We start from the raw sequence: 26,837 nt of genomic DNA on the forward strand, positions 1-26,837 counted from the left end.
TATGACATGAAATTAACGAATAAGATCGGTGTCATCGTGGATAGTTTTGGCGTAGGTGTACGGGAAGGGTTGAACAAAGCCAAAGACGTGGGTGCAGAAGGTGTGCAGATCTACGCCGTCAAGGGAGAGATGGACCCTGAAAATTTGTCACCTGCGGCGCGCAAAGAGTTAAAGAGTTACATCGATTCTCTGGGTCTCGACATTTCAGCATTGGTCGGTGACCTGGGCGGACATGGGTTTCAGGTCAAGGAAGATAATCCGTGGAAAGTAGAGAAGTCGAAGCGGATCGTGGATCTGGCCCTCGATCTGGGCACCAACATCGTCACAACACATATCGGCATTGTTCCACATGACCCTTCATCGGAAGTTTATGCTACGCTGCATGCTGCTTGTGAGGAACTGGGCCAATACGCCAAAAGTGTTGGCGCATACTTTGCCATTGAGACAGGACCGGAAACGGCTGCTGACTTGAAAGGATTCCTGGATACGTTATCGACCAACGGAGTATCGGTGAATTTTGACCCGGCGAATATGGTGATGGTGACCGGAGATGATCCGGCGAGGGGCGTTCATCTGCTCAAGGATTACATCGTACATACTCATGTTAAGGATGGTGTGCGGCTGAAGGAAGTTGACCCACGAGACGTATACGGAGCGGTCGGTTATGCCCCTATGGATCACGATAAGATTGCCGAGATGGTCTCTTCCGGGACTTTCTTCCGTGAGGTGCCGCTGGGCGAAGGTGGCGTTGATTTTGACGGATACTTTGCAGCGCTTCAGGAGGTTGGTTACACCGGTTATCTGACGATTGAACGCGAGGTTGGTCATCAGCCGGAGGAGGATATTCGCAAGGCGGTTCGATTTATCCAACAATATCGATAGGGAGCTGAGCAGATGAAAGTGGGCCTGAGCACGTATAGTTTGTTGAACGATTTGAATTCCGGTGAGATGACGGTGCTGGATGTGATCGACTGGATTGCGGCGAACGGCGGCGAGCATATGGAAATGGTTCCTTACGGTTACACTGTTGAGGATAATCACGATCTGGCGGATGCGATTCGGGAACGGGCAGCGTCTAAGGGTATTGAACTGTCCAACTACTCGTTGCCAGCGAACTTCGTGCAGGAGACGGAAGAGGCGTTTGAAGAGGAGATGGCTCGGGTCAAAAGACATGTGGATGTCGTACACCGGATGGGTGTAAAACATCTGCGTCATGACGTCACGGCGTTTAGCCTGCCAAAGGAGAAGATGACCATTGCCTGGTTCGAGCAAAATCTGCCGCTGATGATGCGGGGAAGCCAGATCATTGCGGACTATGCCGCGCAGTTTGGCATCACGACAACCATTGAAAATCACGGTTTCAGCGTGCAGGCGAGTGATCGGGTGCAGCGTGTTCTGCATGCTGTAGATCGTCCGAACTTCAAAACAACACTCGATATTGGAAACTTCATGTGTGTGGATGAGAATCCGATCATTGGTGTCATGAAAAATCTGCCGTACGCTTCTCTGGTCCACTTCAAAGATTTTTACTTCCGTCCTTATGATGAGCATCCAGGTGAGGGTGAATGGTTTACGACGGCCAACGGTAACTTCCTGCGTGGGGCCATCGTTGGACAAGGTGACATTCCAATTCGTAAAATTGTAAAGCTGATCAAAGACTCCGGCTATGATGGCAATATTACAGTGGAGTTTGAAGGCATGGAGGAATGTAAATCCGCATCCAAAATCGCCATGGACAACCTGCGCCGCTTCTGGGAAGAGGCGTAACGAAGCATGATGAAACATAATAAGGGAATGGATCAAGGGCCACTTTTCGAAGTGGCTCTTATTGTTGATCATCAGGATTCTGGACTGTCCATCGGTCCAGGATCATTTCGATGTAACGCATGGTATCCGTTGTCATACCATATACACGAGCTGACTGATCATCCTCTGGGGTGATATAATCCCAATATTTTTCTGCCAATTCTGCATTTCCTTGAAAAGCCCTTTCAGCATAATCAGAGATTCGGATGGCCAGTAACCGTGAGGCTTCGGAATCCGGAGGTTCCATTTTGCATGTATGAACATCTTTAAGAATATCGGCCCATTCCATGGATATTGAATCGTTCTGATTATTCAGAGGTAACGATTCCATTTCTTCAGGTGTAAAAACATCTTGACGGAACTTGCCCGGAGGTTGATCCAGTTCACGGATGAAACCCAGCATCTCATCCAGACTGATTTTACCGGAGGCTCTGATGGCATATATAGTTGAAAAAAGAAGATGCTCGACCTTGCTTAATCTCTCCTGCTGTTCCTTAACGACGGCCAGTTGTTGTTCCAACGTATTATTCCATAAAGTGAGATTACTTTCTGGTTCAGAGCGAGTAGCATCCTGATCGAGGAATTCTCCAATCTCATTCAATTTAAAATGCATTTTCTTCAGAATGGTAATCTGCTGAAGCCGTAAAATATCCTTTTCACCATATAAGCGATACTGATTGTTCTCATTACGGGCCGGTCGCAGTAAACCCAGCTTCTCATAATAATGCAGTGTTCGGATGGATACTCCGGTATGTTTGGATAGTTGTCCAACGGTATACAACAGGCAGATCCCTCCCTCATGATTTATGTATCCTCCACCAGCGCCATGCATTGAGCACCGTCAGAATGATCCCACCGACGAAGATTATCATCATATACAAAATAAATATTTCGGCCAACCCGTTATCTTGCGCGGTATAGCTTAACAATGCCGGTCTATCACCTGGCATAACAACGAATCTGGCTACCTCCAGGTAAGCGACATGAAATCCGATGGAGGCCCATAGAGAACCGGTCAAACTGCGCAGAAGCTGTAACGTAATTCCATAGGTCAAGAGCAGGATCATATAATCCAAGGTTATCCGGTTTCCGGCATCCATACCGACGAGTTCTTGCAATAGGCTGACACTCATCGGAACCAGCAGAAAGAGTATGATTTGAGTTACATAAGCGAAAAACACAGGAAGTCGCAGTCTGGAGCGTAATCCATCATAGACCATGCCTCGCATGGATAGTTCCTCTGGCAAAGCTTCATACAAGAAAGCAATACAACTATTAAGTACGACAGCAAGCAAGAACTCGGCTGAGAAGTGCCACTCCGTAATCGTAATCCAGTTGTTCATACTAGCTATCGCTAACCCGATGAAGGCCAGAGAAGTGGCAAATAATGCGCCAAAGAGCAAGTGAATTATGCTTTTTCCTGTCAGAGGAAGAAGAACGGACTTCATATGGAAGTGTCTTCGAATGACGAATAGTACGGGCAAGACGATACTAATAATGACAACAGCTTGGGTGAGATGAACCATCCAATCAGCAGCACCAATAGTGCTGACAAACTCCCCTGCGAGTGTAGCAAAAAACAGACCCAATGTCATCGTTAACCAACTCATTCCAATAATAGCTATTCCACTACTGCGTCGTTTCTTGGTTACATGTTCAGGTGACATACTCATGCTAATCCCCTCCTGAAGCCAGTATAAACCCTCGAGTTAACGTCAGGGTCAAGCAGGAAATATGCCTATCAGAATATGGTTCTGCGCAAGGATTAAGTTACGAGCAGCACAAGTGTGGTATACTGGATATATTCAGCCTGATAATAACTGGCTATGGATAGGAGATGTCACTGATCTATGCAGGTATTCGAGGACTGGAATCAGAAAGTAAAGAGGACGTTTAATGCTACGAACCCCGAGGTAGTGTTGACGGTATCGGAAGCTGGAAGTTTGCTTGGTTTGACCAAAGACCAGATGAAACTGTACGTGGACAAGAACAAACTAACGAAGGTCCCGATCATGAGAAGTGTTCACCGATACCTCTTATTGAAAAGTGAAATAGATAACATCGTTCAAGCTCGATAACTTCATAGGATTGAACACAACCATTTTACCGATAGGATTCGGGAGAGTGGTCTTTTTTTTATCGGAAAGGGGACAGAACGTGCTGAATAAAGTGTCAGGTTGTTTCTATCAGCGGGTGAATTGGAAATGGGTTGTAGCTGCGATTGTTGTTTTTGCCTGCTTTATTGCATTCATTCTGCCCTGGCAGGCGGCAAAGTCGGAGGAAGCCACCGGTGGAGGGCAGTCCCCGGATTCCTCTTTTCTGTACACTGCGGATGATCTGTATCAGATGGCTGAGCAGTATGGTGAAGCAGGGCGGAGCGCCTATATTCAGGCACGGTTCACATTTGACCTCATATGGCCCTTGGCCTATCTGTTTCTTTTGGTTGTTCTGTTATCGATACTCTATCGCGTGCTTCCGGTAAAAAGTCGCTGGCATTGGGTGAATCTGATTCCGGTCTTCGGTTGGGCTATGGACATGCTTGAAAATATAGGTGCGTCCCTGATCATGTATCGTTATCCTGAACGTACGCCTGTGCTTGCCGAACTCACTCCGCTATTTACCCTGTTGAAATGGTGTCTGATCTATGCCAGTTTTGCAGCACTGGTTCCGGGTGTTCTGATCACGGTTCTCTACTATATACGCAGGCGCAAGAAGTAGTGGAGAGAGGGATGGATTAAGAATATGTTGGTAACCCTAATCGTGTAAAGGTCCGCAGAGATGAGTGTAGAAATATACGCTTGTCAAAGGACAACCTGTTCATATATACTCATGTCGCAAGTGGCGTGAATCGTATAAATTACATGAGCCCAAGGAGATGAAGAACGCATGTCGATCAGCTTGAATGTGTATCTGATAACAGATGGTAATGGACGTGAAGCGGTAGATTTTTATCAAAAGGCATTTGGAGCCGAAGTGCTCGCACTACAAACATTTGGCGACGGTCCATCTGACCCGAATCACCCCATCCCGCCAGAAGCAAAGGACCGTATTATGCATGCTTCTTTGCAGATTGGCAGCTCGGTATTAATGTTGTCCGATACATTTCCAGGCATGCCGTACACCATAGGTAATCATGTTAGTATTACTGTGAACACGGATACTGTGGATGAAGCCAAAGCAATTTTCAGCCAACTGGAAGATGGCGGGGTAGTGGAAATGGCGATACAAGAGACGTTCTGGAGTCCAGCCTACGGCACGGTTGTCGACAAATTCGGCGTACATTTTCAGGTTAATGCTACGCCGGGACAAGCTTAAGAGCGTACTCTTCGCTAATATAGCCTACAAATGGCAAAACCTCCGCGATCTGCTTCAGGCAGTCTTGGAGGTTTTTTGTTTTTTTGTAATGACTCGTGATTAATCTTCCTTGATTAGTCTTCCTTCTGAATCTTGGAAGGATTGTTGATTTTATAGGGAACCGGGTTACGTGTCAGCTTCTTCTTGATAATTTTCGCTTCAAACGTGATAACGTCGCCCACTTCCAGTTCCTGTTTCTTAACGGTGGCACTGTGGCTAGACCAGGCTTCCCCAACATCAATGACGTCTGGCTCCGTAATGGTAACTGCTTCATAGATGATGACTTCGTCGTCATTGTCAGAGAAGTGATTCGGTACGGTGGTGAACTCTTTGACAACGGCACTCATCTTCACTTTGCCTTCTGGCAGATCAATTTTGACGCTCTTAGCTTTGCTCGCTGTTTTGGGTTTGGGTTTGGCATCACTTGCTGCCCCAGACTGAGGTCCAACATACTCTTCTACTAGCCCATCCGGATCACCCTTTAGCCCAGAGGAGAATTCATCTGTGTCCGTGTCGTCCGAATCATCCAGATCCGGCGGAATTTCATCCAGGTTAACCAGGGCATCTGGAGTTTGCGTAAGTTCAGCAGGGGTAACTGGTACGACTGTATCCGAAGTTGCCGATTCTGTGCTGCGATCTGATCCGGCTGTGCCTATGCTTCTGGCGCTGTAACTGGACGCTTGCATTTCCTTCAGATAAGACGGGTGAATACAATGTTTTTGTCCATTATCCAATTGAATAACGGCTGCCATGTGATCCACATATCCAATGATGGTGCAGGGCATGTTCAATCCGTTTCCTTTATAATAGAACGTTTTGAGTTTGGTCGCTTTACCGGAAAGCAGGCCCCACTCCTGACATTTCTCAATCAGTTCATCTTCGTTATCCAGCGCAATAAAATCCTGCGGTTCAATCATAAATGCGTATGTCATATGGAATTTCCGCCCTTCCAATCCATTCTTCATGTTCATCGTTTCCAAATTACAACCAGTGTATCACAAATGAGCATTTTGCATAAATCCAATCACTGAAATCTGTACTCGGAGATGAAGATTATCAACGCCAGCTCACAGAGGCCTATGCTATAATTTGATCAGAATATACGGTGGGAAGGTTGCCTTGATATACATATTTCAGGAAGGGAAGATCTACATGAAGAAAAAAGTAAATCATCAAGCCGTATGGCTTGCTATAGGCGTTGCCATGGGAGTTAGCATTGGTACGGCTACGCAGCAGCTAGGACTCGGGATTGCTTTTGGCTTGGTGCTTGGCATTGTGATTGGTTCGGTGGTTAGCAAACGTGCAGGGTCAGACTCGGAACATATGCTCAGCGAACATGTCCGTGAATTGCACAAACCAGATGACTGGGAAGACGCGCTTCATCGCTCGCAGGATCATCCGGTGCTTATCCTGAAACACAGCACAACTTGCCCGACCAGTGCGAGAGCGTACAGAGAGTTTATGGCGTTTGTAGGCACCCATGCATCAGATCCCAAACAACCTATGGACTACCGCATCGTCAAAGTGATTGAAAATCGCTCGTTGTCCCGTCACATTGCGGAAGAGACAGAGGTTCACCATGAGTCACCACAGGTACTTCTGCTCGATCAGGGACAAGTCGTCAAACATACCTCCCATGGCAAAATCACGAAAAAGAGATTATTGCAGTGGGCACAAAATCCATTTGGATGAAGTGTATGAGATAGGTTTACTTTAAAAATATCAAAAAAAATCATATCTTTGCACACGAACTTCGATTAAAATATAACTTGTCTTCAATTTATGAATCGGAGTGATCTATATGGAACAATATAAGTTCAAGTCGGAACATAGTCAGATGCTTGTTGATGCTATTGTTGAAGGATACCGCGAATATATTGATCACCGTAAAGATCGGAAGAGAAACATGAAGATTAGTTCAGCCTTTGCCTGGACAAAGGGAAATTTTATTGAGAGCAAAATCGCAGATTATTGCGGTGAACAAGGATTCACTCACAAGAAATCCAAAGCAGGTTTAACATGGGATTATCTCCAGTTCACACATGAAGAATCAAAAGTTCTGCTTCTGATAAAGAACGCAGCCTACTTTAATGAGAATAGTTTTTCCAGTGCCAAGCTACCTACGGGCGTTGACAACAAAGGTGCTTTCCGTACCTATTTACACGATCTCTCCAAGATTAATAACGATCTGGAATTTTCTTTGATTCAACCACGCCGTAATGAACATGGTGAGTTGGAGAGGGTTGAGCAACTTTCTTTTCCAATCTCAGAGAGTCAGGTCAGCCGTGTCAAAGAAGAACTTGAACATCTTGCATCTACATATAATGAGTTTCATATACTCACTTATGCTATTGATGATGCATACCAAATTTCGAAGGTTCAGCATTATCTGCCTAATCCGCATGATAATATCGCTTATTTTATAGAAGACTTATCAGACCTCATCTCTGGTGCTGAACTGGATGATAGTGAACGGGAGGCGCTTACGCCTGATGTGGAAGATATCGTTGATCCGGCAGCTTATGATATTGAAATTTTGGAAGGAGAACAGCGGGGGTGATTCCCTGTGTCGTTCAGTAAGGAGGGAGTAGCATGTTCGTTGGTGAAAATTTGACCAATTTGCGGATCATGCATGGGTATTCGAGAAAACAGCTCTCTGAACAATTAGGTGTGACAGAACAAGCAGTCTGGCAATATGAAAATGCTTATACCTCTCCGAAGGTGCCAATTGTGAATGAGTTGAAACGCATTTTCAGTGTAAAAAGCAAGTATTTTTATACGAAAGATATGCTTACACAGCGTAATAACGCAGCCAACATTGATGTTATGAACATTGCCTATCGTTCAAAAGTGATGAATGTGATATCCAAGACACAGACAGAAGCAAAGCATGTAGAATATCTGGACACGTTCATTAATTATATTACCGCTCAGATCAGCCTTCCCACATTGAATATTATCCAATTGCGGGAAGAGGCAATTGAGTATATGAACCATACAGACGATGATCGTACGACTCAGATCCATTATGTTGCCCATCTTGCGAGACAACGGCTGAATATGGAGCCATCCATGAATGAGAACCTGATGTTCCGGATCGAAAAAAGTGGTGTATATGTTTTTGAAAAAGCGATTGGTGAAGAAATTGATGCGTACAGCCTTTGGACACGAAATGATCGTCCGTTTATCATACTGGGCAACATCAAACGTTCTGCGGTTCGTAGGAATTTCGATATTGCACATGAGCTTGGTCATTTGTTGCTTCATTATCGTCTTGAATTTGTCAATCTGGACCGAAAAGAACACAAATTGATTGAAAATGAAGCTAATCTGTTTGCGGGTGCATTTTTATTGCCCGAAGAAGAGTTTTCATCGGACATGAATGATATCACTTATAAGACGAATCCCGATCAATATCTTGATTTGAAAAATAAATGGAAGACTTCCCTACAAGTGCTGGGATATAGAGCAGCGCATCTAGGAATGATGGAAGCTAAGGATCATCGTAATTTCTATGCGGCGATGCACCGAAGAGGATATCTGGAAAAGGAGCCTTTCGACAGGGAGATTCCACTTCAAAAGCCGATGCGAATTAAAACCATTATTGACCTGCTTTCCAAGAAAGGTCTTGTGGATATCCGTTATATGATTGAGGAGGATTGGAAAGTGGAAACTACCTTCTTTCATCATATGACAGGAATAAACACCGACTTTTTTAACAAGTACATGACGAAGAAGCCACAAACTAGTATTAAAAATGTTAGGGAAATGCCTACACGTAGCTCTTGAAATGACTGGTAGGTAATAGATTGGCACGTAATAGAGTGCTCCGTATAAAATGATGATAGACCCGTTCTTTTCAGCCCAGAGCTGAGGAGATCGGGTCTTTTTTACGTTTTTTTTACACCTGTGGGGGCATTTCTTTACCCCTTTTTTACAGCGTTTCGTATTACGATTTTACATGTAGCAGGTGCAGAGAACGGTAGAGAGAGGGAGGAAGGGCGCATGGTGAATGATGCCACGATGATTGGATTGGTTGTACTGCTGTTTGCGGTGTTTTGGGGATTCGTGAAATTCTGCGAGAAGGCTTGAGGGTAGAGAGGGGGATGCCAAATGATCGTCATCGGTATGATTGTGCTCTCACTGGTGATATATCTCGGTTATGTGCTGGTGAAGCCGGAGAAATTCTGACGCTGACAATGTGCGTAATGCAGGAACAAGGGAACGTCGAATAGGGAGGAAATGCGGATATGGGTATCGGTGTAGTGCAAGTAGCAGTGACGCTACTGATCATCCTGCTGTTGGTTAAACCGGTGGGAAAATATATAGTGAACGTGTTTGATGGACAGCGAACGGGGCTGGATCGGGTTTTCGGTGGGCCGGAGCGACTGCTCTATCGAGTGATGGGGGTACGGGAGAACGAGTCCATGGGGTGGAAAAAGTACCTCACGGCCGTTCTCCTCTCCAACTTTGTAATGTTGGTATTGATGTTTCTGGTGCTGCGGCTGCAAAAATATTTACCGCTCAATCCGGATGGAATCGGCAATATGCCAGCGGCGCAGGCATTTAATACGGCCGTTTCGTTCATGACCAACACGAACTGGCAGTCGTATACGGGCGAGAACGCCTTGTCGTATCTGTCACAGATGCTGGCCGTGACGTTTCCGATGTTTACGTCGGCAGCGACCGGATTCGCGGTGGCTATTGCGTTCATTCGCGGGCTGATAGGCCGCCGGGATGAACTGGGGAACTTTTACGTCGATCTTGTACGGTCGATTACGAGGATTTTTTTACCGCTGAGCTTCATCGTAGCCTTGTTCCTTGTATTCCAGGGGGTGCCTCAGACGCTTGCGGGAGCGGTGAATGCAACCACGCTGGAAGGCGCGCAGCAGACGATCACACGTGGACTGGTCGCTTCGCTGGAGTCGATCAAACACATTGGCACCAACGGTGGTGGCTGGTTTGGAACCAATGCTGCACATCCATTCGAGAATCCGACGGCCCTGAGCAATCTGGTGCATATCGTCTGTATGATGCTGTTACCCACTGCACTGGTATACGCCTTCGGCTTGATGGTCAATAACCGGAAGCAGGGTTGGGCGTTGTTCGCGGCGATGAGTTTTCTTTTCCTTGTGATGTTGACCACCGTATTTGTCTCCGAATATCGCGGTGTACCCGCGCTGGATGCAGCAGGTCTACAGGGCAATATGGAGGGGAAAGAGGTCAGGTTTGGCATACCCGAATCGGCTTTATTCACGGCAGTCACGACAGCGGCTACAACAGGTTCGGTCAACAATATGCACGAGTCGCTCACTCCACTTGGAGGCATGGTATCACTGGCTCAGATGATGCTCAATAACGTGTTTGGGGGCAAAGGGGTAGGGCTGATCAACGGACTGTTGTATGTGATTCTGGCTGTGTTTATCTGTGGATTGATGGTAGGACGAACACCTGAGTTTCTGGGCAAAAAAATCGAGGGCAAAGAAGTGAAGCTCGCATCCATCGCCTTGCTCATTCATCCTTTGATTATTCTGGGGCCAACGGCAATCGCGCTTATGCGGCCTGAAGCTATTGCGTCCATCTCGAACGGGGGAATGCATGGCCTGACCGAAGTTCTCTATGCTTTTGCCTCGGGTGCGGCCAATAACGGATCGGCCTTTGCCGGACTGAATGCCAATACAGACTTTTACAACATCGCAATTGGTATCGTTATGCTGCTGGGAAGGTACGTATCAATGATTGCCATGCTGGCTATTGCAGGTTCACTCGCTACGAAACGGGTTGTACCGGTAACTACAGGTACGCTGCGTACACACACGCCTCTATTTGCTGGCATTCTGGTCATGATGATCGTTGTTATCGGTGCACTCACATTCTTCCCGTCGCTTGCCCTTGGACCGATTGCAGAGCATCTGGCGATGATTCAATGAGGGATATGACAGGGGAGCAACAGAGGAATTGGTATGGTATAAGGACGTAACGTACGGAGGTGGCAGTGCACGATGAATGCAGTCGAACGAAAGAAGGAGCAGACGATGCAACACATGGATACAGAAATGTTTAGAACGAAGGGCAATGAGCCGGATAACAACCGAGGTAATATTCAACGTGATCCCGGATCGAAACGGTCGTTAAGCAAGGATATGATACTTCAGGCTTCACTCGATGCGTTTAAAAAGCTAAATCCGATGGTCATGATCAAAAATCCGGTCATGTTTATTGTCGAGGTTGGTACATTCATTACGCTCTTACTCTGCATCAATCCCGATCTATTCACCGTCTCCGAGGCTGGGCGCGGGTACAACATTGCCGTGTTTTTCATTTTGCTGTTCACGTTGTTGTTCGCCAACTTCGCAGAAGCACTTGCAGAAGGAAGAGGTAAGGCGCAGGCGGATACGTTACGCAAGACGAAGTCGGACACCCTGGCCAACCTGGTGCAGAAGGATGGAACCATCCGACGAGTGTCTTCGACCCAGTTGAAAAAAGGCGATATGGTCCGTGTGGAAGTTGGTGAACTGATCCCGACGGACGGTGAAATTATGGAAGGCTTGGCCTCTATTGATGAATCGGCCATTACCGGAGAATCCGCCCCGGTTATCAAGGAGGCAGGAGGCGATTTCTCTTCCGTTACCGGAGGTACACGCGTCGTGTCCGATTACATCGTCATGCGTGTTCAGACCGATCCGGGTGAGTCATTTCTTGACCGGATGATCTCTCTGGTTGAGGGTGCACAGCGCCAGAAAACACCTAATGAAATCGCGCTGACCACCCTGCTCGCCGTATTAACCCTGATCTTCTTAATCGTCATTCTGACGATGGTTCCCATGGCAAATTACCTGGGTATTCGATTGGATCTGGCGACACTGATCGCACTTCTCGTTTGCCTGATCCCAAGCACAATTGGTGGGTTGCTGTCCGCCATTGGTATTGCCGGAATGGACCGTGTTACGCAGTTTAATGTGCTCGCCATGTCGGGTAAAGCGGTGGAAGCGGCCGGGGATATCGATACGTTGATTTTGGACAAAACGGGGACGATCACATACGGAAACCGTATGGCATCTGAGTTTATTCCCGTTCAGGGAATTACTTCGTCAGAGATGACGCAAGCTGCTTTACAGGCTTCTGTGCGAGATGAGACCCCGGAAGGGCGTTCTGTGGTGGAACTGGCAGGCAAACAAGGCCAGAGCTGGGCTGAGACGGAGTATGCAAATGCGGAAAATGTGGAGTTCACGGCAGAGACCCGGATGTCCGGTCTAAATCTAAGTGGCGGAATGAAGATCCGCAAAGGTGCGGTAGATGCGATCAAAAGATATATTGCTTCCGAAGGAGGCCGTATACCGGGTGATCTGGATGAGATTGCAAATCGAATTGCGAAGGCTGGAGGCACGCCGCTTGCTGTTGCCATCGATGAGCGAATCTACGGTGTGATCTATCTGAAAGACACTGTGAAGCCAGGGCTGAAGGAGAAGTTCGCCGAGATGCGCGCCATGGGCATCAAGACCATTATGTGTACAGGCGACAATCCGCTGACCGCAGCGACCATAGCGCTGGAGGCGGGCGTGGATGATTTTATTGCGGAAGCGAAGCCCGAGGACAAGATTGCGGCGATCAAAAAAGAGCAGCAGGAGGGCAAGCTCGTCGCTATGACGGGCGACGGTACCAACGATGCTCCTGCTCTTGCGCAGGCTGATGTGGGCCTGGCGATGAATTCGGGCACCATGGCGGCCAAGGAAGCGGCCAACATGATTGACCTGGATTCCGACCCGACCAAGCTATTGTCGGTTGTCTCCATTGGCAAGCAGCTACTGATTACACGCGGCGCACTCACAACCTTTTCGATATCCAATGATATTGCGAAGTATTTTGCTATCATTCCAGCTATGTTTATTCTCGCCATGCCGCAGCTTCAGGCGCTTAATATTATGAATCTGGCTTCACCACAGTCTGCGATCCTGTCGGCGCTGATCTTCAACGCCATTATTATTCCGCTGCTTATTCCCATCGCGATGAAAGGGGTTAAGTATCGGGCGATGTCTGCCGAAAGGTTGCTTGGCCGCAATGTGTTCATCTATGGCGTAGGTGGCGTGATTGTACCTTTTATCGGCATTAAGCTGATTGATATGGTTCTGTCGGGGATTCTTTAACGAGATAACAACGCTTATCAAAATTGTCCTTCTATCCTAATGAATTCAGGAAGTGATCTGTATGAACATGTTCTTGCCCGCCGTACGGTTATCCGTTGTGCTTATGCTGATATGCGGCCTAATCTACCCGCTTGTAACGACTGGTGTAGCCCAGCTTCTCTTTCCTGCGCAGGCGAATGGCAGTCTGATTACGCAAGATGAGAAAATCATCGGCTCGTCCCTGCTGGCGCAGGAAATCCAATCGCCGGGGCTGTTCCAGCCCCGGGCATCAAATGCCAATTATGATCCAACGGCTTCAGCCGGTTCGAATCGCGCCGTAGCCTCGGAGGAGTATATCGGCGAGATGAAAGAAAAGATTGCTCAGCTCCAGCAGGAAAACCCGGGATTGAAGCAGATCCCTGCTGATCTCGTGACGGGTTCAGGCTCTGGACTTGACCCGGATCTCTCTCCCGAAGCCGCTGAGGCACAGATCCCGCGCATTAGTGAAGCTACAGGGCTTAGTGAACAGCAGCTTGTGCAACTTGTAAATGAGCATACGGAAGGCCGTCAGATGGGTATATTCGGGGAACCACGTGTGAATGTAACGGCTCTGAATCTGGCGCTGACAGCAGAACTGAACTAACGAACATATTAGCCTGCTCTCGATATATCGGGAGGGGCTTTCTCCATTTTTATCTTCACATTAACAAGAAAGGGGAGAGGACGGATGGAAGACAGCTTTAAGCGCAAGTCACCGGAAGAGATGTTGAAGATGATTACGAAGCTGCAGCAGGGTACCCTCAAAATCTACATCGGCCCAGTCAGCGGATCGGGCAAAACGTATCACATGCTGCGGGAAGGGAACACATTACGCCAACAGGGCATTGATGTGGTCATCTGCGCCGTGTCCACGATGCGCAGACCGGAAACGGTAGAACAGCTTGGCGCACTCGAAAGGATTCCAAGCATTCACTGGGTGCGCCAGAGTGATGATGTAGAGATGAAGGATCTGAACTTGGATGCACTATTGGCGCGTAATCCGGAGGTTGTACTGGTGGATGGTTTGGCACATCGCAACAGAGAAGGTGCTCGGTATGCTACCCGGCTGGAGGATATTCAGTTTTTGCTCCGAAACAACATCAGTGTCATGACAACGGTGAATGTGTATGAGCTGGAAGGGTATACCGAGCTGGCACGACAACTTACGGGGATCGCAGCAGAATATACGGTGCCTGCCGATACATTGGAGCTTGCGGATGAAGTGAAGCTGATAGACGTCACGCCGGAAACGATACTGAACCGTCTTGCAGAGGGTCATTTGCAGGGACATGAGGGTGAAGCTGTATTTCGTCAAGGTAATCTGGGTATTCTGCGCGAACTGGCCCTGAGATTGGTTGCGGAAGGGGTGAATGAATCCCTGCGTGAGCATCGGGAGGAGATGGGAATTACCGTCACAACAGGCATCATGGAGCGGATTCTGGTGTCCACCCAATATCATTGGAACGGCTCCATCTATATCCGGCGTGGGCAACAGATTGCCAAACGGCTGAATGGTGATTTATGCGCTGTGGTTTTTCGGAATATGAAGCAGCCATTAACCAAAGAGGCAACCGTATTTCGGCGTAATATGATCAAGCTGGTAGAGAAGTTTGGCGGCCATATGGAGGAGTTGTCTATATTACACCGTCGCAACATCCCGTCTACGCTGGCGCGTTACGCCATGGAGCACCAGATTACCCGGATTGTGATGGGACACTCCCGGCGTACACGCTGGCAGGAACTGTTGCAAGGGTCCGTTGTTAACTCGCTGCTACGCAGATTACGTGGCGTTGATCTGTTTCTGGTTGCTGATCGAGCTGCCCGGGAGGGTGAACGTGTGGTTCCGGCCAAGGTAAACGATGTGGAGTCACTGACATACCGCAGACTAAGCGAGCAGGAAATGAAGGAACAGATTGGCCAGATTCAGCGCGGTACATTCAAAATATATATCGGAGCCGCGCCCGGTGTAGGCAAAACCTACATGATGCTGCGGGAAGGCAATGATTTGCTCCGTAAGGGCATCGATGTGCAAATCGGTTTGCTGGAGACACATGGGCGGGCGGAAACCGTGGAGCAGATGGGTCACCTGTCTGTGATCCCTCGCGCGAAGCGCGTTTATCAGGAGACTCGTCTGGAAGAGATGGACACGGAGGGTATTCTGCAACTTTGTCCGGAAGTGGTGCTTGTGGATGAACTGGCGCATACGAATGTGCCCGGAAGTGTCCGGCAAAAGCGTTATGAAGATGTCCTGCTCCTGCTGAATGCAGGCATCTCGGTGATTACCACAATGAACGTACAGCATCTCGAAAGTCTGAATGATGCCGTTGAACATATTACCGGTGTTCGTGTCCGCGAGACCGTACCCGATCGGATCATTCAGATGGCGGATGAGGTGCAGCTGATTGATGTGGCACCCCAGGCCTTGCGGCAGCGCATGAGGGAGGGTAAAATCTATGCAACTGCCAAGGTCGAGCAAGCCCTTGCGAATTTCTTCAAAATCGGCAATCTTATTGCCTTGCGTGAACTTGCCCTGCGTGAGTTGGCGGACGATGTGGATGAACGGCTTGAAACACAGCAGGCCAAAATTGCACTTCGAGGACCTTGGCGCAGGCAGGAAGCAGTCTTTGTATGTGTAAGCAGTGATCGTCATGCCGAGCGGCTGATCCGGCGCGGATTCCGCATGGCTTATCGTCTAAAAGCCATCTGGCATGTACATCATATCCACATCGGTGAGTCCATGAGTGACGAAGTGAAGTGCCATCTGGAAGCGTTGGAGCAGTTGACGATTCGGCTTGGTGGTCTATTTCATATTCATCACAGTCCAAGACTGCGCGATGTACCTGGGATTTTGGCAAGAAAGGCATCGGAGGCAAGAGCAACCCAGCTGGTGGTCGGGCAGGCAAGACGGGTGTGGTGGCTGAATGGCTACCGCGGCTCAGGGTCGGTGGTCAACCGACTTGTACGCTTGTCGCGGCATCTGGATGTATTAATCGTTGCAGATTATGATTATGAACTGAGCGGGATGTGAATGGATATTGTCTGAACAAATAAAAAAAGAAACGCAGGCAGCCCACGGGAAACGGGTTCCGGCATATGTATGGGTGACCCTCGGGGTGACGCTGCTAACTTTACTGCTTCATGCCATCGGCATGAGTGGTGATTTGGTTAATGTAGCGCTTATATATCTGTTTCCCGTCCTGGTGAGTGCCGTGTATTGGGGAATGGGGCCAGCTGTATATGCCGCGAGTTTTAGCGTCATTATGTTTGACTTCTTTTTTGTCCCGCCATATTTGAGCTTTACGGTTGAGGATTTGAGATATCTCATCTCCTTTGTTGTATATCTTGCGGTGGCGATCCTGACAGCCAGTCTTGCAGGTCGATTGCGACAACAGTTAGAGATGGTAAAAGCACGCGAGGCCACGACTAACTCCCTGTACGCATTGAGTCGTCAGATGACAGCTATTACGGATCTGAATACATTACTGGTTAACATTGCAACCCAAGTATCGCTTACCCTGGGTAAGCCGGCGGCTGTGTATCTTCCGGATGGACAGGGGGATCTGCTGGTTACAAGCTCTTCCGCATCCGAAGGGGAGAAGGATGGCTGGGGAGATGGGGAGTCGGAGATTGCCATTGGCAAATGGGTGTATCATCACGGACAGGTCGCAGGTAAGGGATCATCCGCTTTACGGGAATCTCTCGGGCTTTACGTGCCGCTACGCACAGAGGAGCAGATTCATGGCGTGCTCGCCGTGAGCATGGACGCTGGTGAGGTTCATGAGCAGCAAGAAGAGCTTCGTCTGTTGGAGGCATGCGGCGGACTGGCCGCAGGTGCCATTGCCCGAGTGAAGCTGGCGGAAGAGGCAAGATTAGCGCAAATCACTGCCGAATCAGAGCGCATACGCACAGCGCTGCTGGATTCTGTCTCTCATGAATTGCGTACGCCCCTAACCGCCATTATCGGCTCGGCTACAGGATTGTTGGAGAATGATACGCTTTTTACACCCGAGGATCGGAGAGAATTAACAGGCAACATTCGGGATGGAGCCTTACGCATGAATCGTCTCGTCACGAATCTGCTGGGTATGGTTCGGCTGGAGAGCGGCATGTTGCAACTGAACCGGAAATGGTGTGACGTGGAAGATATAATCAGCGTTGTACTGACACAAGTTCGGGAATTCAGTCCGCATCGTAACATTCAAGTTGAACTTCCTGATGATCCGGTGTTCATTTATGGAGATGAAGTATTGCTGGAGCAGGTACTGGTCAATATCGTCAGTAACGCCATCAAATATTCGCCTGATGAGAGCCAGATTGTCATCACTGTGACGAGTGATAAGAGTCCAAGTCAATTGACGATCGTGGTAGCTGATCAAGGCATCGGTATACCGGAAGCGGAAAGAATACGTATATTTGATAAGTTCTATCGCTCGGAGTCGACTCAGCATGTCACAGGAACGGGGCTTGGTCTGGCGATCTGCAAAGGCATTGTGGAAGTCCACGGAGGTACTATTGTAGCAGAGCCGAATCCGGGCGGGGGAACGAGAATGCGCATAGATATTCCCATGGAGGCTCACGGATCACGGTTTCCCTATTCAGAACAAGGAGAGGTTGAAGAATAACATGAATGCACCACTAGGGGCTCGCATACTGGTGATCGATGATGAGCCGCAGATTCGCAAATTGCTCAAGGTCACCCTTCAGGCACACCAATTCGAACTCCACGAGTGTGGGGATGGCGAAGAGGGCGTTATTCAGGCCAGTATTGTACATCCGGATCTGATCATCCTTGATCTTGGTTTGCCAGGCATGTCTGGCATGGAGGTGCTTCGCCGGATTCGTGAATGGTCACAAGTGCCGATTATTGTGCTGACAGCGAAGGATCAGGAGGGAGACAAAATTGCCGCGTTGGATGGTGGTGCAGATGATTATGTGACCAAACCATTTGGAATGGGTGAGTTGGTCGCCCGTATTCGGGTGGCGCTGCGTCATGTAGCCAAAACGACGGATGAGCCGATACTACGCTTCGGATCACTCACGATTGATCTGGCCCAAAGGCAGGTGGAACTGGAGGGTACTTTGGTCAAATTAACCCCAACGGAATATGAGATGCTGAAGGTGCTCGCCTCGAATGCGGGGAAGATCATCACCCAGCGTCAGCTTTTGCAGCAAGTATGGGGAGGGCATCATCATGAGTCTGACAGCCACTATCTTCGGGTATATGTGGGACATCTGCGTAAAAAATTAAATGAAGATCCGACGAATCCGCGATATATTCAAACGGAGCCTGGCATTGGTTATCGCTTTTTGCTTCCTGCCGAATAAGGTTCAAGGGAGAGCGGGGGGTTTCTTATCAAATGATATGATTACGCTTCAGTGGGTGAGCGCTACGGAACGAACAAAACACCGTCCCTTTTAGCTACAAAGGAAACGGTGCTTTTATATTATGACGTATATTTTGGCAACCAGTCGCCGTGAGCCTCAATCAACTCATCACACATCGCTACAATGTCATCGATAGACAGTTCCGCAGCCGTGTGTGGATCAAGCATGGCGGCGTGATAGATATGTTCTTTTTTGCCAGTGATTGCCGCTTCAATTGTTAGCAGTTGCGTGTTGATATTTGTCCGGTTCAATGCCGCGAGTTGTGGAGGCAGATCACCAATGTACGTAGGGCTGACTCCTGATCCATCGACCAGACAAGGTACCTCGACACATGCCTCACGCGGCAGGTTCGTGATCAGTCCGTTGTTCATAACGTTTCCGCCAATTTTGTACGGGTTATTCGTCTCCATCGCTTCGATAATATGCGATGCGTATTCACGGCTGCGGGTATGTTCAATATTTTCGCTGGCAAACAGCTTGGTACGCATTTCTTTCCAGCCTTCAATCTGGTTCACACAGCGGCGGGGATATTCATCCAGTGGAATATTGAAGCGTTCAATCAGCTCCGGATAATTCCGCTTGATGAAGTAAGGGTGGTACTCGGCATTATGCTCAGAGGATTCCGTTACATAATAGCCAAAACGCTGCATCAGCTCAAAACGAACCATGTCGTCATGCTGTTCCTTCTGTTTTTCCTTCGCCAGACGTTTAATCTCAGGGTACAGATCCTGCCCGTCTTTGGTAACTTCGAGCAGCCACGCCATGTGGTTGATCCCTGCAATCTTAGCCACGACACCTGTCTGATCGATCCCCAGTGCATCAAACAGATGCGGTACACATACCTGTACACTATGACACAATCCTACAGTTTTGATCCCACCATGCACATTCATGACGTTGGTAAGCACGGCCATCGGGTTGGTGTAGTTCAGGAACCACGCATCTGGACATACTTCCTGCATATCTCGGGCGAAATCCAGCATAACCGGAATCGTCCGCAAGTTACGGAAAATTCCGCCAATGCCGAGTGTATCTGCTATTGTTTGACGCAGTCCGTATTTCTTCGGAATCTCGAAGTCCGTAATGGTACATGGATCATATCCACCGACCTGGATGGCGTTGATGACATATTTGGCCCCGCGTAGCGCTTCTTTGCGGTCATGATATACGTTCACAACGCAACGACTTCCGAGTGAACGGGCCAGACTGGTTAGTAATCGCTCTGAGTCGCTCAAACGTTCAGCATCGATATCGAACAATGCTAATTCAAAATCCTGCAGTGCTTCGGTCATCATGACATCACCCAATACGTTTTTAACAAAGACGGTGCTTCCCGCACCGAGAAACGTAATTTTATTCATTTAAGTTTAGCCTCCCTGAAAAATGTTGTACCCCAACTATAGTCCGATTCGGCACATATAACTATGGCTCAAACCCTTTCAAACATGGCATAATCCCATTTTTGTTCCCGCTTTCAACTAATATGGAAGCACTTTAGCTGTTATAATATAAATAGACGAAATGAAGAGGTAAGCGGAACGAAGTCAGGATGGAGGGAGAAAAATGAGTCGCATTGAGATGAATGTGGTTCCCGCAGGCTGGACACAGATGGAGTTGCTGTTGTTGTTTTTTGGGTGGGAGGCATGTGACCCTGCGCATTATTGGGGACCGGGTGTACGTGATTCTTACATTGTGCACTACATCCATGAAGGACGGGGCACCGTGTACATGGGGGATCAAGAATACAAGCTTAGCGAGGGCCAGGGTTTTGTCATTCTCCCGGACACACTCATTCATTATGAGGCAGATCCGAAGGAGCCCTGGACATATTCGTGGTTCGGTTTTAAAGGCATACAAGCCAAAGCATTCATGCAACGTGCTCAATTGAGCCCGGAGCGTCCGATATATGATGCCCAGGATACAAATACGATGGAACAGTTGTATACGGAGATGGTCCAGGCTTCCACGCGTCCGGGAGGCGATGTGATGAATCAAAGTCTCTTGTACCGCTTGGTGGCAGAATTAATCTCTTCTTCGCCTGTGAAGGAAGAAATAGGGCATCTCCTTTCGAACAAAGAGACGTACATCCGGCAGGCGGTGCAATATATGGAGAACAGATACAGTCAGCGGACCTCCATTCTGGATATTGCCCAAGCTGTGGGGCTGGATCGCACGTATCTGTCGGGATTGTTCAAAGAGCGATATGGCATGTCGCTACAGTCCTTTTTTCTGGAGTACCGCATGAATCGGGCTGCCGAACTTCTTCAGAATCCAGGGCTGTCGGTCAGTGAAGTGGCCCATTCTGTCGGTTATACAGACCCATTACTGTTTTCCAAGATGTTCAAGCGAGTGACGGGTGTGTCTCCAAAGGGTTCGAGAAATCCAGATTAGACGTTTTTAGTGTTTCAAATTTGAAAGAAAAGTTTTGATCATTAAATGTTGTCCCGCGTTACTGATACAGAAGTGTAATTGAATATGTGGAACTTGGTGCTTTGCCCGTCAAGGTGGAAGCTTAATAGGGAAGTCTGGTGTGATACCGGCGCGGTCCCGCCACTGTAACAGAGGAGTCAAGTAGCGATAATCCACTGGTTTAAGCCGGGAAGGAGCTGCAAGTGACGATGATTCCGGAGCCAGGAGACCTGCCAGGTTTAAGAAACACAGTAGTACCCTACGGGAGATAGGAAGTTGTTTAGAGAGCATGATTTTTTCTGAAAATCTGTTTATTTAAGGCGTTCTCATTCACTAACACGGAGAAGGACGCTTTTTTTGATAGAATTTATAAGATTTCAGCGGAGTTGTGGACGAAGAACATCATGGCACATACAAAAAGTTGTGGGGAAGGACGTTAGAGCATTTGAGCAGATATCGTTAAAAGATTATTACAACTGGTAGTCGTATTGTTCGGCATCACGTTCCTGACGTTCCTGCTAACCTACCTGTCTCCTGGAGAAAGTCTGTCAGGATAATACTAATGTGCGGGTTTTCTTTATAGTCTAAGTAAGGTTATAAAAAGAGAATGATGCAAGAAGGGTTACCCCAGAAGTCCATAGATGACTTTCAGGATAACCCTTTTGTTGTATAACAGGCATGTTGTGTGTAGTTGGGATGTGATACAGCAATAGCTTGTGAATGCTTCATCTTATGTCGTGCAGTTCACCTATGTCATTGAGTACACCGTAGTTTTGTGAAGGCTGCATAGTACTCAGTCGGGCACTTCATGGCTATTTCATCATATATTTATTGATTGCTTCATTGGGTGATTATCGGTATACAGATATTCAGTCTTCTTTTGGAGAGGTACTCCGCATACAGACTCTTCTGTCCACATGTAGTTGGCTACATATGCTTAGCCAGTCGTGCTGACATGAGAGATTCAAACTAGTGCGGTACTTGGGATTGGAAGTCATTCCGGCTGGACTGATCAGCATGGTAAAAGACAATATCGCCATCCTTCAGAGGCCAGGTTCTGCCTCGAGTGTCTGTTGGTTTTTTGTTGAAACCTTCCATCTGCCATTGATTCATCAGTGGTGCATGAATGTATTGCAGATGGGGCGCCTCTGTATTTCCATTCCGCAGGCTCTCCATGTTGAAGTTGACTACGATATAACCATTCTTTAGAAAAATATTCGATTTCTCATCCAGCTGATTTTGTCGAGCAAGAGGTTCGAGATCTGTACCTTTTGGTACGGCATATACATCGGCTGGCAAGCTGTACTCCCCGTACCAACGCTGGATTGCTGCATTGGCTCGGTCCGCGTTGACCCCGGAAGGAATCTCCGATTTGGGCCCGATGAGTGTCCGAATAGGAGCGGACAGGATCATCCAGTCATAACGACCTACCCATGTTTTTTGATGAGATGTCTGATCGACTAGGCGAACCATATATTCTGCCAACGTACGCTGATTACGTTCTTCAGCTGACAGTTCATAAGTATACTGGTAACGCGCTGTATCGCCTAACTCTGTGCCGGGTACATTTCGAAGACGTGAGTTCAGGACAACAAAGCGTTTCTCCAGATCCTGCACCGATCCGATACGGATCAGGCGTTCCTGACCGCGATGGTAGTACAGATCCACTTCTTGGCGGGAGGACCCGTCTTTACTCACAAAAGCAAAAGTGGGTGTAATTCGAATACCATCCTGTTTGCCAAACATATTGCCCTTGGTCTTCAGATCGAACTTGAAATGGTACCCTGTCTTCACAGTTGCGTTAGCGAATCCCTGCACCGGATGGCTTCCCGGTCGAATAGGCAATACAAATGGAGCCAGGTTCCCTCGTGGATCACCATCAATGCTATTCATCCCAGTCCAGTAGCTATAGCCCGTTGGGTCGGGACTGCCCAATCGCTTGCGAAATACATTTTCCCAGTTGTAATCAGAGATATCAGTGACGTGAAAATCATATAACCTTCCGATAACATCTACCGGCACGATGTCTGCTGCAACATGATGTGCCAGATTGGTATTGGCATCCTGTTGCTCGGTAAAGTTTGTAGGCGCATTCTCTGCAATATTTCGGAATACAATATGGTATTTGCCTTCGTCTACCCATACAGGGAGATAGAATGTGGTGTCCAGTTGATTGACCGGAATATCCACCCATGTTTTGGCAGGGAAAAACTGACTCCGATCTGCGTTATAGACATCAAATGGGAATTGCACCTGTTTGATTCGAAAATATTTGGCATAGTCCCGATTTCCATAACCGGGATAACTCGCTGCGTCCAAGTGCTGTCCCGATGTGGGAATTCGCACAATGAACGGACGTTCCAGAATGAGTGCAGCACTGGTTGGGTCTGGTACGGTTTTCTGATTATGCGGCTGATCATCCGATACCCAGGCGTAGTTGACGACAGGGGTGTGTACGGTGACCGTGTTGATGCCGTTAATCGGTAATATTTTATTGGCACCGCCATTCACGTTACCCGGTAGCAAATCATAATAGATCTCACCAGAGCTTGTGGTGTTTGCTTTATTCAGCAGGGAATTGCTGATCATATTACCCGGTTTGTACAGCACATCACGCCCAATCATCGTTGGATTAGGAATATTGGATGGCGTTGGGCCATCTTTGGTTGCTTCCACATCATTCATAATGGTTGTGTTGTTGAATTTCACTAGATCATTATTCACTTTACTTTGAGGTGTGTTGGACTCAGCCATCCCTTTTAACCGTGATGTATCATCTGGCACACTGGGAGGTTGGTTCAAACCACCTGTTAATTTGGGTGGAGTATATGAGATTGAAGTGGTTTGCCCTGGTCGAACATGGCTTTCTACGGATTCATCATTTTTAGACTCTAGTGTTGGTGGTGTGTATCCTGTTGGATTCATCGTAACGGTCTCACCGGGCAAAGCGTAATTATTCATGGTTGCTTTAGCGATCTTGTATACTTCCAGATTGTTAATTTTCCAGTAGGAGTAGTCTCTTGTAATCTGGAAGTTGTATGGCTTGGGTACCGTATCGTTCGCGGGTACAGGTGGCCCTGGTGTACAACCATCATCATCACATTCCTCTGGTCCAGGTACTGTCCACTCTCTGTCGTACGAGATTGTGACATTACAGTTGTATGTAACTTTACCGCTCATTTTCGCCCAAGCTTGTTTAAATAGGTAATTGTCAGCAAAGGCATTTGTGTAGAGTGACTCGGAAGTAGGGATTCCTCTTAACACATTGAATGTCTCATTATCTCTGTTATCTGACTTGATAACACCGTTGGTATTTGGATCGAGATCATTCATGCTCATGATGGTTCCAGCAGAAGGTGGTCCAATCGTTGGTGTGCAACCTCCACCGCCTCCGTTACCGTCGCCTTCGCCAGTACCTGGGCTCTCTTCAACACCAATGTTTGTTGTGGTAGTTAGCTCAAAATCATCCTTTTCCCACAATACGGTAATGGTTGTGGTTCCTCTACTGACTGCTTGAACTACTCCGGAGTTACTAACGGTAGCAACACCAGGATTGGATGATTCCCATGTCGTTGTACCACCGCTACCGGTGTTTACATTGGTCTCCGCTCCAAAGTTTCCATCTCCAGTTTTCGTCTTGACCGTAGCATTAAGTTGTTTGGACTGGTTCAAGCTAATTTGTCCACCAGCGGTTAGGTTGATCTCTTTGGTTATTTCAACAAGACCTTTCCAGTAAAGATCTGTATTGAAGATGTAATCTGCTGACCATTTAGGTGGGTTATATTCTCTAGCGGCTGTTGCATTGATAACGCCGCCTATTTTCATGGTGAACATTGTTCTTCTACCATTGAAGGAGTCAACAGAAACAAGTTTAGGCATATTTAAATCTGCATTGTAATATTGGTTGTCATCCATATAATGAGGTGTTAGGGATACCTCGGTTAATTCTGATCGTGGATAGGGGTCGCTGTTCTTATCCATATATACTGCAGGTTTGTACAATTCTTTATCAAGATCAAGATCAACACAAACTGTCGAAGAAACCGGACGATTTGTTGATGGATCGTTAGCTAGCAAAATATTATCATTAGGCCCACTACATCCGCCATCAACGCTCCATCTTAAATCATCAATTTGATAAATATAAATACCAATATTGGTCATTTTTTGTCCTTCAACAGGTATAACTTTTAGTTGAGATTTAGCTGGTGTTTCAGGTACCATATATTGCGGTTTTATTGCAGGTTTAGTACCAGGTCCGCCACCGGCGTGCACAAATGAATAAGGTGTTAATACAGCGCAGATGGTTAGAAAGGCTATCAGTAACTTACTGATAGCTGGCTTCAACCTCAAATCTTTTATTTTATTTTGTATCGATGACACTAAAGATTGCCCCCTCTTTGGTTTCTAAGGTCACAGCCCTCGTCACAGATTGATTAAAATGTAACATTCCTTGTGCCCAATATATAGGGTTTTTAACCCCAAATACTCCTCTATTCAAGGTATAATCTCCTGTTTTTGGAGCTTCATATGACAAAAATGATTTTGACTGAGGGGAAGCTAAAGGATTAAAGGTAGCTGAATTAAGGAGACTTCCGGCTTGTGGTTGGTTCATGGAGGCCGATTTAATATTTAAATCAAACTCAACGAAAGAAAAATATCTATCGTTTTGGAGCTTTACTCCTTCATCTACAAAAACGGGATAATAAATGCTACGGTTATTGCTAGCGACATTAGTATCTACAATAATCCAATTCAAAATTTTAAGATCTGCATAATTTGTATCGGTAACAATCTCTTTGTTTCTAACCTTTGAAAAGTCATCGTTCACAACATCATCGTATTTCTGATTGCCTGATAGAATAATTTTTCTTTCAGGTGTTTGTTTGAAAGACTTTGCAATAATATTCAAATTCGTCCCCGTCAAACCTACTGCTCGCAGCTCATTCAGACCCTGAAAATCGGCAGGTTTTGTCTTGGCAACTGCTGCATAACGGGCGATCAACACAGCAACTTCCGCCCGAGTGGTAGTACGATCAACGCCAAATGTTTTATCGTTTGCCACACTCATCAGTCCCGTTCCCAGGGCAACGGCTACAGCATTTTTTTGAGCGCTTGCGAGTTTACCTGTGAAATATTCCTTTGCAGGCACAACGGTGTTCGTCACATCAGAGATTGCTTGTTTGTACTCAGGATCAACCACGGTTAGCCCTTGCGTCAGCCAAGTAGCCATTTCTCCTCGTTGAAGAGCGCCTTGTGCATCCAATTTTCCCTTGTAATTAGAAGGGTTGATAAAACCTTTTGCAATAGCAATAGAGACACCGCTTTTGGCCCATTCGGGTATGTCCGTGAAATTGTTTTGTTCTTGTGTCGTTGCATTAGGCTGGTCGGATAAACGTCCAAGGATACTTGCCATTTCAGCTTTGGTGACTGGTGAACTTGGTTTAAATGTCCCGTCGGCATACCCCTTGAAATAACCTTGTTCCACGGCCGAATTAATTGCTGAAGATGCCCAGTGTGTAGCTGGAACGTCCTTGAATTTAGTTGTAGCTTGTGCGGCTTCTACAGAACTCCCAACACTTCCAAAACCTACGATACCCCCTGTTAATAAAGCTAATGCCGTTACGCCGGAAATCATCATTTTTTTCATGAATCTTACTCCTCTCAATTGCAGTTTTTTGTCTTTGGTATGTACAAGTTAGGCTACTAGATACTAAATTT

The 26,837-nt window shown here is 47.3% G+C and carries 23 protein-coding genes and 1 riboswitch; of the genes, 17 read left to right on the forward strand and 6 right to left on the reverse strand.

The window, feature by feature from the left end:
- Positions 1 to 6 precede the first annotated feature (6 nt).
- Complete coding sequence (locus PAEAM_RS02290; RefSeq protein ID WP_100526473.1) at positions 7 to 882, forward strand: sugar phosphate isomerase/epimerase family protein; 876 nt, start codon at positions 7 to 9, stop codon at positions 880 to 882.
- 12 nt (positions 883 to 894) lie between these two features.
- Positions 895 to 1,767 carry a sugar phosphate isomerase/epimerase family protein gene (locus PAEAM_RS02295; protein WP_100526474.1) on the forward strand — a complete coding sequence of 291 codons (873 nt, stop codon included), beginning with the start codon at positions 895 to 897 and terminating at the stop codon, positions 1,765 to 1,767.
- Between the two features lie 58 nt (positions 1,768 to 1,825).
- Here the strand turns inward: PAEAM_RS02295 and PAEAM_RS02300 are convergent, their stop codons facing one another.
- A complete protein-coding gene (locus tag PAEAM_RS02300) occupies positions 1,826 to 2,587 on the reverse strand; it encodes a MerR family transcriptional regulator (RefSeq protein ID WP_100526475.1) in 762 nt (253 codons plus the stop codon).
- A gap of 16 nt (positions 2,588 to 2,603) precedes the next feature.
- Entirely contained in the window at positions 2,604 to 3,479 is an 876-nt protein-coding gene (locus tag PAEAM_RS02305; protein ID WP_100526476.1) for a CPBP family glutamic-type intramembrane protease, read from the reverse strand.
- A 177-nt stretch (positions 3,480 to 3,656) separates the two neighbouring features.
- Between PAEAM_RS02305 and PAEAM_RS02310 the strand changes: the two genes are divergently transcribed.
- The 3 genes from PAEAM_RS02310 to PAEAM_RS02320 all read left to right on the forward strand — a co-directional run bounded on the left by PAEAM_RS02310 (position 3,657) and on the right by PAEAM_RS02320 (position 5,121).
- Positions 3,657 to 3,884 carry a hypothetical protein gene (locus PAEAM_RS02310; RefSeq protein WP_017691180.1) on the forward strand — a complete coding sequence of 76 codons (228 nt, stop codon included), beginning with the start codon at positions 3,657 to 3,659 and terminating at the stop codon, positions 3,882 to 3,884.
- Between the two features lie 79 nt (positions 3,885 to 3,963).
- Positions 3,964 to 4,524, forward strand: coding sequence for a hypothetical protein (locus PAEAM_RS02315; RefSeq protein ID WP_100526477.1), 561 nt, complete (start codon positions 3,964 to 3,966; stop codon positions 4,522 to 4,524).
- Between the two features lie 168 nt (positions 4,525 to 4,692).
- Entirely contained in the window at positions 4,693 to 5,121 is a 429-nt protein-coding gene (locus PAEAM_RS02320) for a VOC family protein (RefSeq protein WP_100526478.1), read from the forward strand.
- A gap of 113 nt (positions 5,122 to 5,234) precedes the next feature.
- Here the strand turns inward: PAEAM_RS02320 and PAEAM_RS02325 are convergent, their stop codons facing one another.
- On the reverse strand, positions 5,235 to 6,092 hold the full coding sequence (locus PAEAM_RS02325) for a hypothetical protein (RefSeq protein ID WP_100526505.1): 858 nt from the start codon (positions 6,090 to 6,092) through the stop codon (positions 5,235 to 5,237).
- 220 nt (positions 6,093 to 6,312) lie between these two features.
- Here PAEAM_RS02325 and ytxJ point away from each other — a divergent pair, with 220 nt between their 5' ends.
- The 11 genes from ytxJ (at position 6,313) to PAEAM_RS02375 (ending at position 18,647) form a co-directional block, all read left to right on the forward strand.
- Positions 6,313 to 6,852: a bacillithiol system redox-active protein YtxJ gene (gene ytxJ / locus PAEAM_RS02330; protein WP_243391240.1), complete on the forward strand. Its 540-nt coding sequence runs from the start codon at positions 6,313 to 6,315 to the stop codon at positions 6,850 to 6,852.
- A gap of 109 nt (positions 6,853 to 6,961) precedes the next feature.
- Positions 6,962 to 7,720: a spr1630 family ClpXP-sensitive toxin gene (locus tag PAEAM_RS02335; RefSeq protein WP_100526479.1), complete on the forward strand. Its 759-nt coding sequence runs from the start codon at positions 6,962 to 6,964 to the stop codon at positions 7,718 to 7,720.
- A 32-nt stretch (positions 7,721 to 7,752) separates the two neighbouring features.
- Entirely contained in the window at positions 7,753 to 8,949 is a 1,197-nt protein-coding gene (locus PAEAM_RS02340) for a spr1629 family repressor/antitoxin (RefSeq protein WP_100526480.1), read from the forward strand.
- Positions 8,950 to 9,069: 120 nt separating this feature from the next.
- On the forward strand, positions 9,070 to 9,252 hold the full coding sequence (locus PAEAM_RS31660; RefSeq protein WP_165789805.1) for a hypothetical protein: 183 nt from the start codon (positions 9,070 to 9,072) through the stop codon (positions 9,250 to 9,252).
- Positions 9,253 to 9,288: 36 nt separating this feature from the next.
- Positions 9,289 to 9,351 carry a potassium-transporting ATPase subunit F gene (locus PAEAM_RS32665; RefSeq protein WP_390924986.1) on the forward strand — a complete coding sequence of 21 codons (63 nt, stop codon included), beginning with the start codon at positions 9,289 to 9,291 and terminating at the stop codon, positions 9,349 to 9,351.
- 59 nt (positions 9,352 to 9,410) lie between these two features.
- A complete protein-coding gene (kdpA, locus tag PAEAM_RS02350; protein WP_430210740.1) occupies positions 9,411 to 11,090 on the forward strand; it encodes a potassium-transporting ATPase subunit KdpA in 1,680 nt (559 codons plus the stop codon).
- A 213-nt stretch (positions 11,091 to 11,303) separates the two neighbouring features.
- Complete coding sequence (kdpB, locus tag PAEAM_RS02355; RefSeq protein ID WP_243391243.1) at positions 11,304 to 13,304, forward strand: potassium-transporting ATPase subunit KdpB; 2,001 nt, start codon at positions 11,304 to 11,306, stop codon at positions 13,302 to 13,304.
- 61 nt (positions 13,305 to 13,365) lie between these two features.
- On the forward strand, positions 13,366 to 13,926 hold the full coding sequence (kdpC, locus tag PAEAM_RS02360) for a potassium-transporting ATPase subunit KdpC (RefSeq protein ID WP_100526482.1): 561 nt from the start codon (positions 13,366 to 13,368) through the stop codon (positions 13,924 to 13,926).
- An 84-nt stretch (positions 13,927 to 14,010) separates the two neighbouring features.
- Positions 14,011 to 16,350: a histidine kinase gene (locus PAEAM_RS02365; RefSeq protein WP_100526483.1), complete on the forward strand. Its 2,340-nt coding sequence runs from the start codon at positions 14,011 to 14,013 to the stop codon at positions 16,348 to 16,350.
- Positions 16,351 to 16,357: 7 nt separating this feature from the next.
- On the forward strand, positions 16,358 to 17,944 hold the full coding sequence (locus PAEAM_RS02370) for an ATP-binding protein (protein ID WP_243391241.1): 1,587 nt from the start codon (positions 16,358 to 16,360) through the stop codon (positions 17,942 to 17,944).
- A 1-nt stretch (position 17,945) separates the two neighbouring features.
- The gene (locus PAEAM_RS02375; RefSeq protein ID WP_076210273.1) at positions 17,946 to 18,647 is read left to right on the forward strand and encodes a response regulator; all 702 of its coding nucleotides are present in this window, start codon (positions 17,946 to 17,948) and stop codon (positions 18,645 to 18,647) included.
- A gap of 119 nt (positions 18,648 to 18,766) precedes the next feature.
- Here the strand turns inward: PAEAM_RS02375 and melA are convergent, their stop codons facing one another.
- Entirely contained in the window at positions 18,767 to 20,068 is a 1,302-nt protein-coding gene (gene melA / locus PAEAM_RS02380) for an alpha-glucosidase/alpha-galactosidase (protein ID WP_100526485.1), read from the reverse strand.
- A 202-nt stretch (positions 20,069 to 20,270) separates the two neighbouring features.
- On the opposite strand from melA, the gene PAEAM_RS02385 reads away from it, so the two are divergent.
- Positions 20,271 to 21,098: an AraC family transcriptional regulator gene (locus tag PAEAM_RS02385; RefSeq protein WP_100526486.1), complete on the forward strand. Its 828-nt coding sequence runs from the start codon at positions 20,271 to 20,273 to the stop codon at positions 21,096 to 21,098.
- Positions 21,099 to 21,175: 77 nt separating this feature from the next.
- Positions 21,176 to 21,368, forward strand: a riboswitch (cobalamin riboswitch).
- Positions 21,369 to 22,085: 717 nt separating this feature from the next.
- Here the strand turns inward: PAEAM_RS02385 and PAEAM_RS02390 are convergent.
- The gene (locus tag PAEAM_RS02390) at positions 22,086 to 25,097 is read right to left on the reverse strand and encodes a DUF5704 domain-containing protein (protein ID WP_243391242.1); all 3,012 of its coding nucleotides are present in this window, start codon (positions 25,095 to 25,097) and stop codon (positions 22,086 to 22,088) included.
- Positions 25,098 to 25,479: 382 nt separating this feature from the next.
- The gene (locus PAEAM_RS02395) at positions 25,480 to 26,766 is read right to left on the reverse strand and encodes an S-layer homology domain-containing protein (protein WP_100526487.1); all 1,287 of its coding nucleotides are present in this window, start codon (positions 26,764 to 26,766) and stop codon (positions 25,480 to 25,482) included.
- Between the last annotated feature and the right edge of the window lie 71 nt (positions 26,767 to 26,837).

The sequence above is a fragment of the Paenibacillus sp. GM1FR genome (assembly GCF_002803315.1).
Taxonomy (GTDB): domain Bacteria; phylum Bacillota; class Bacilli; order Paenibacillales; family Paenibacillaceae; genus Paenibacillus; species Paenibacillus amylolyticus.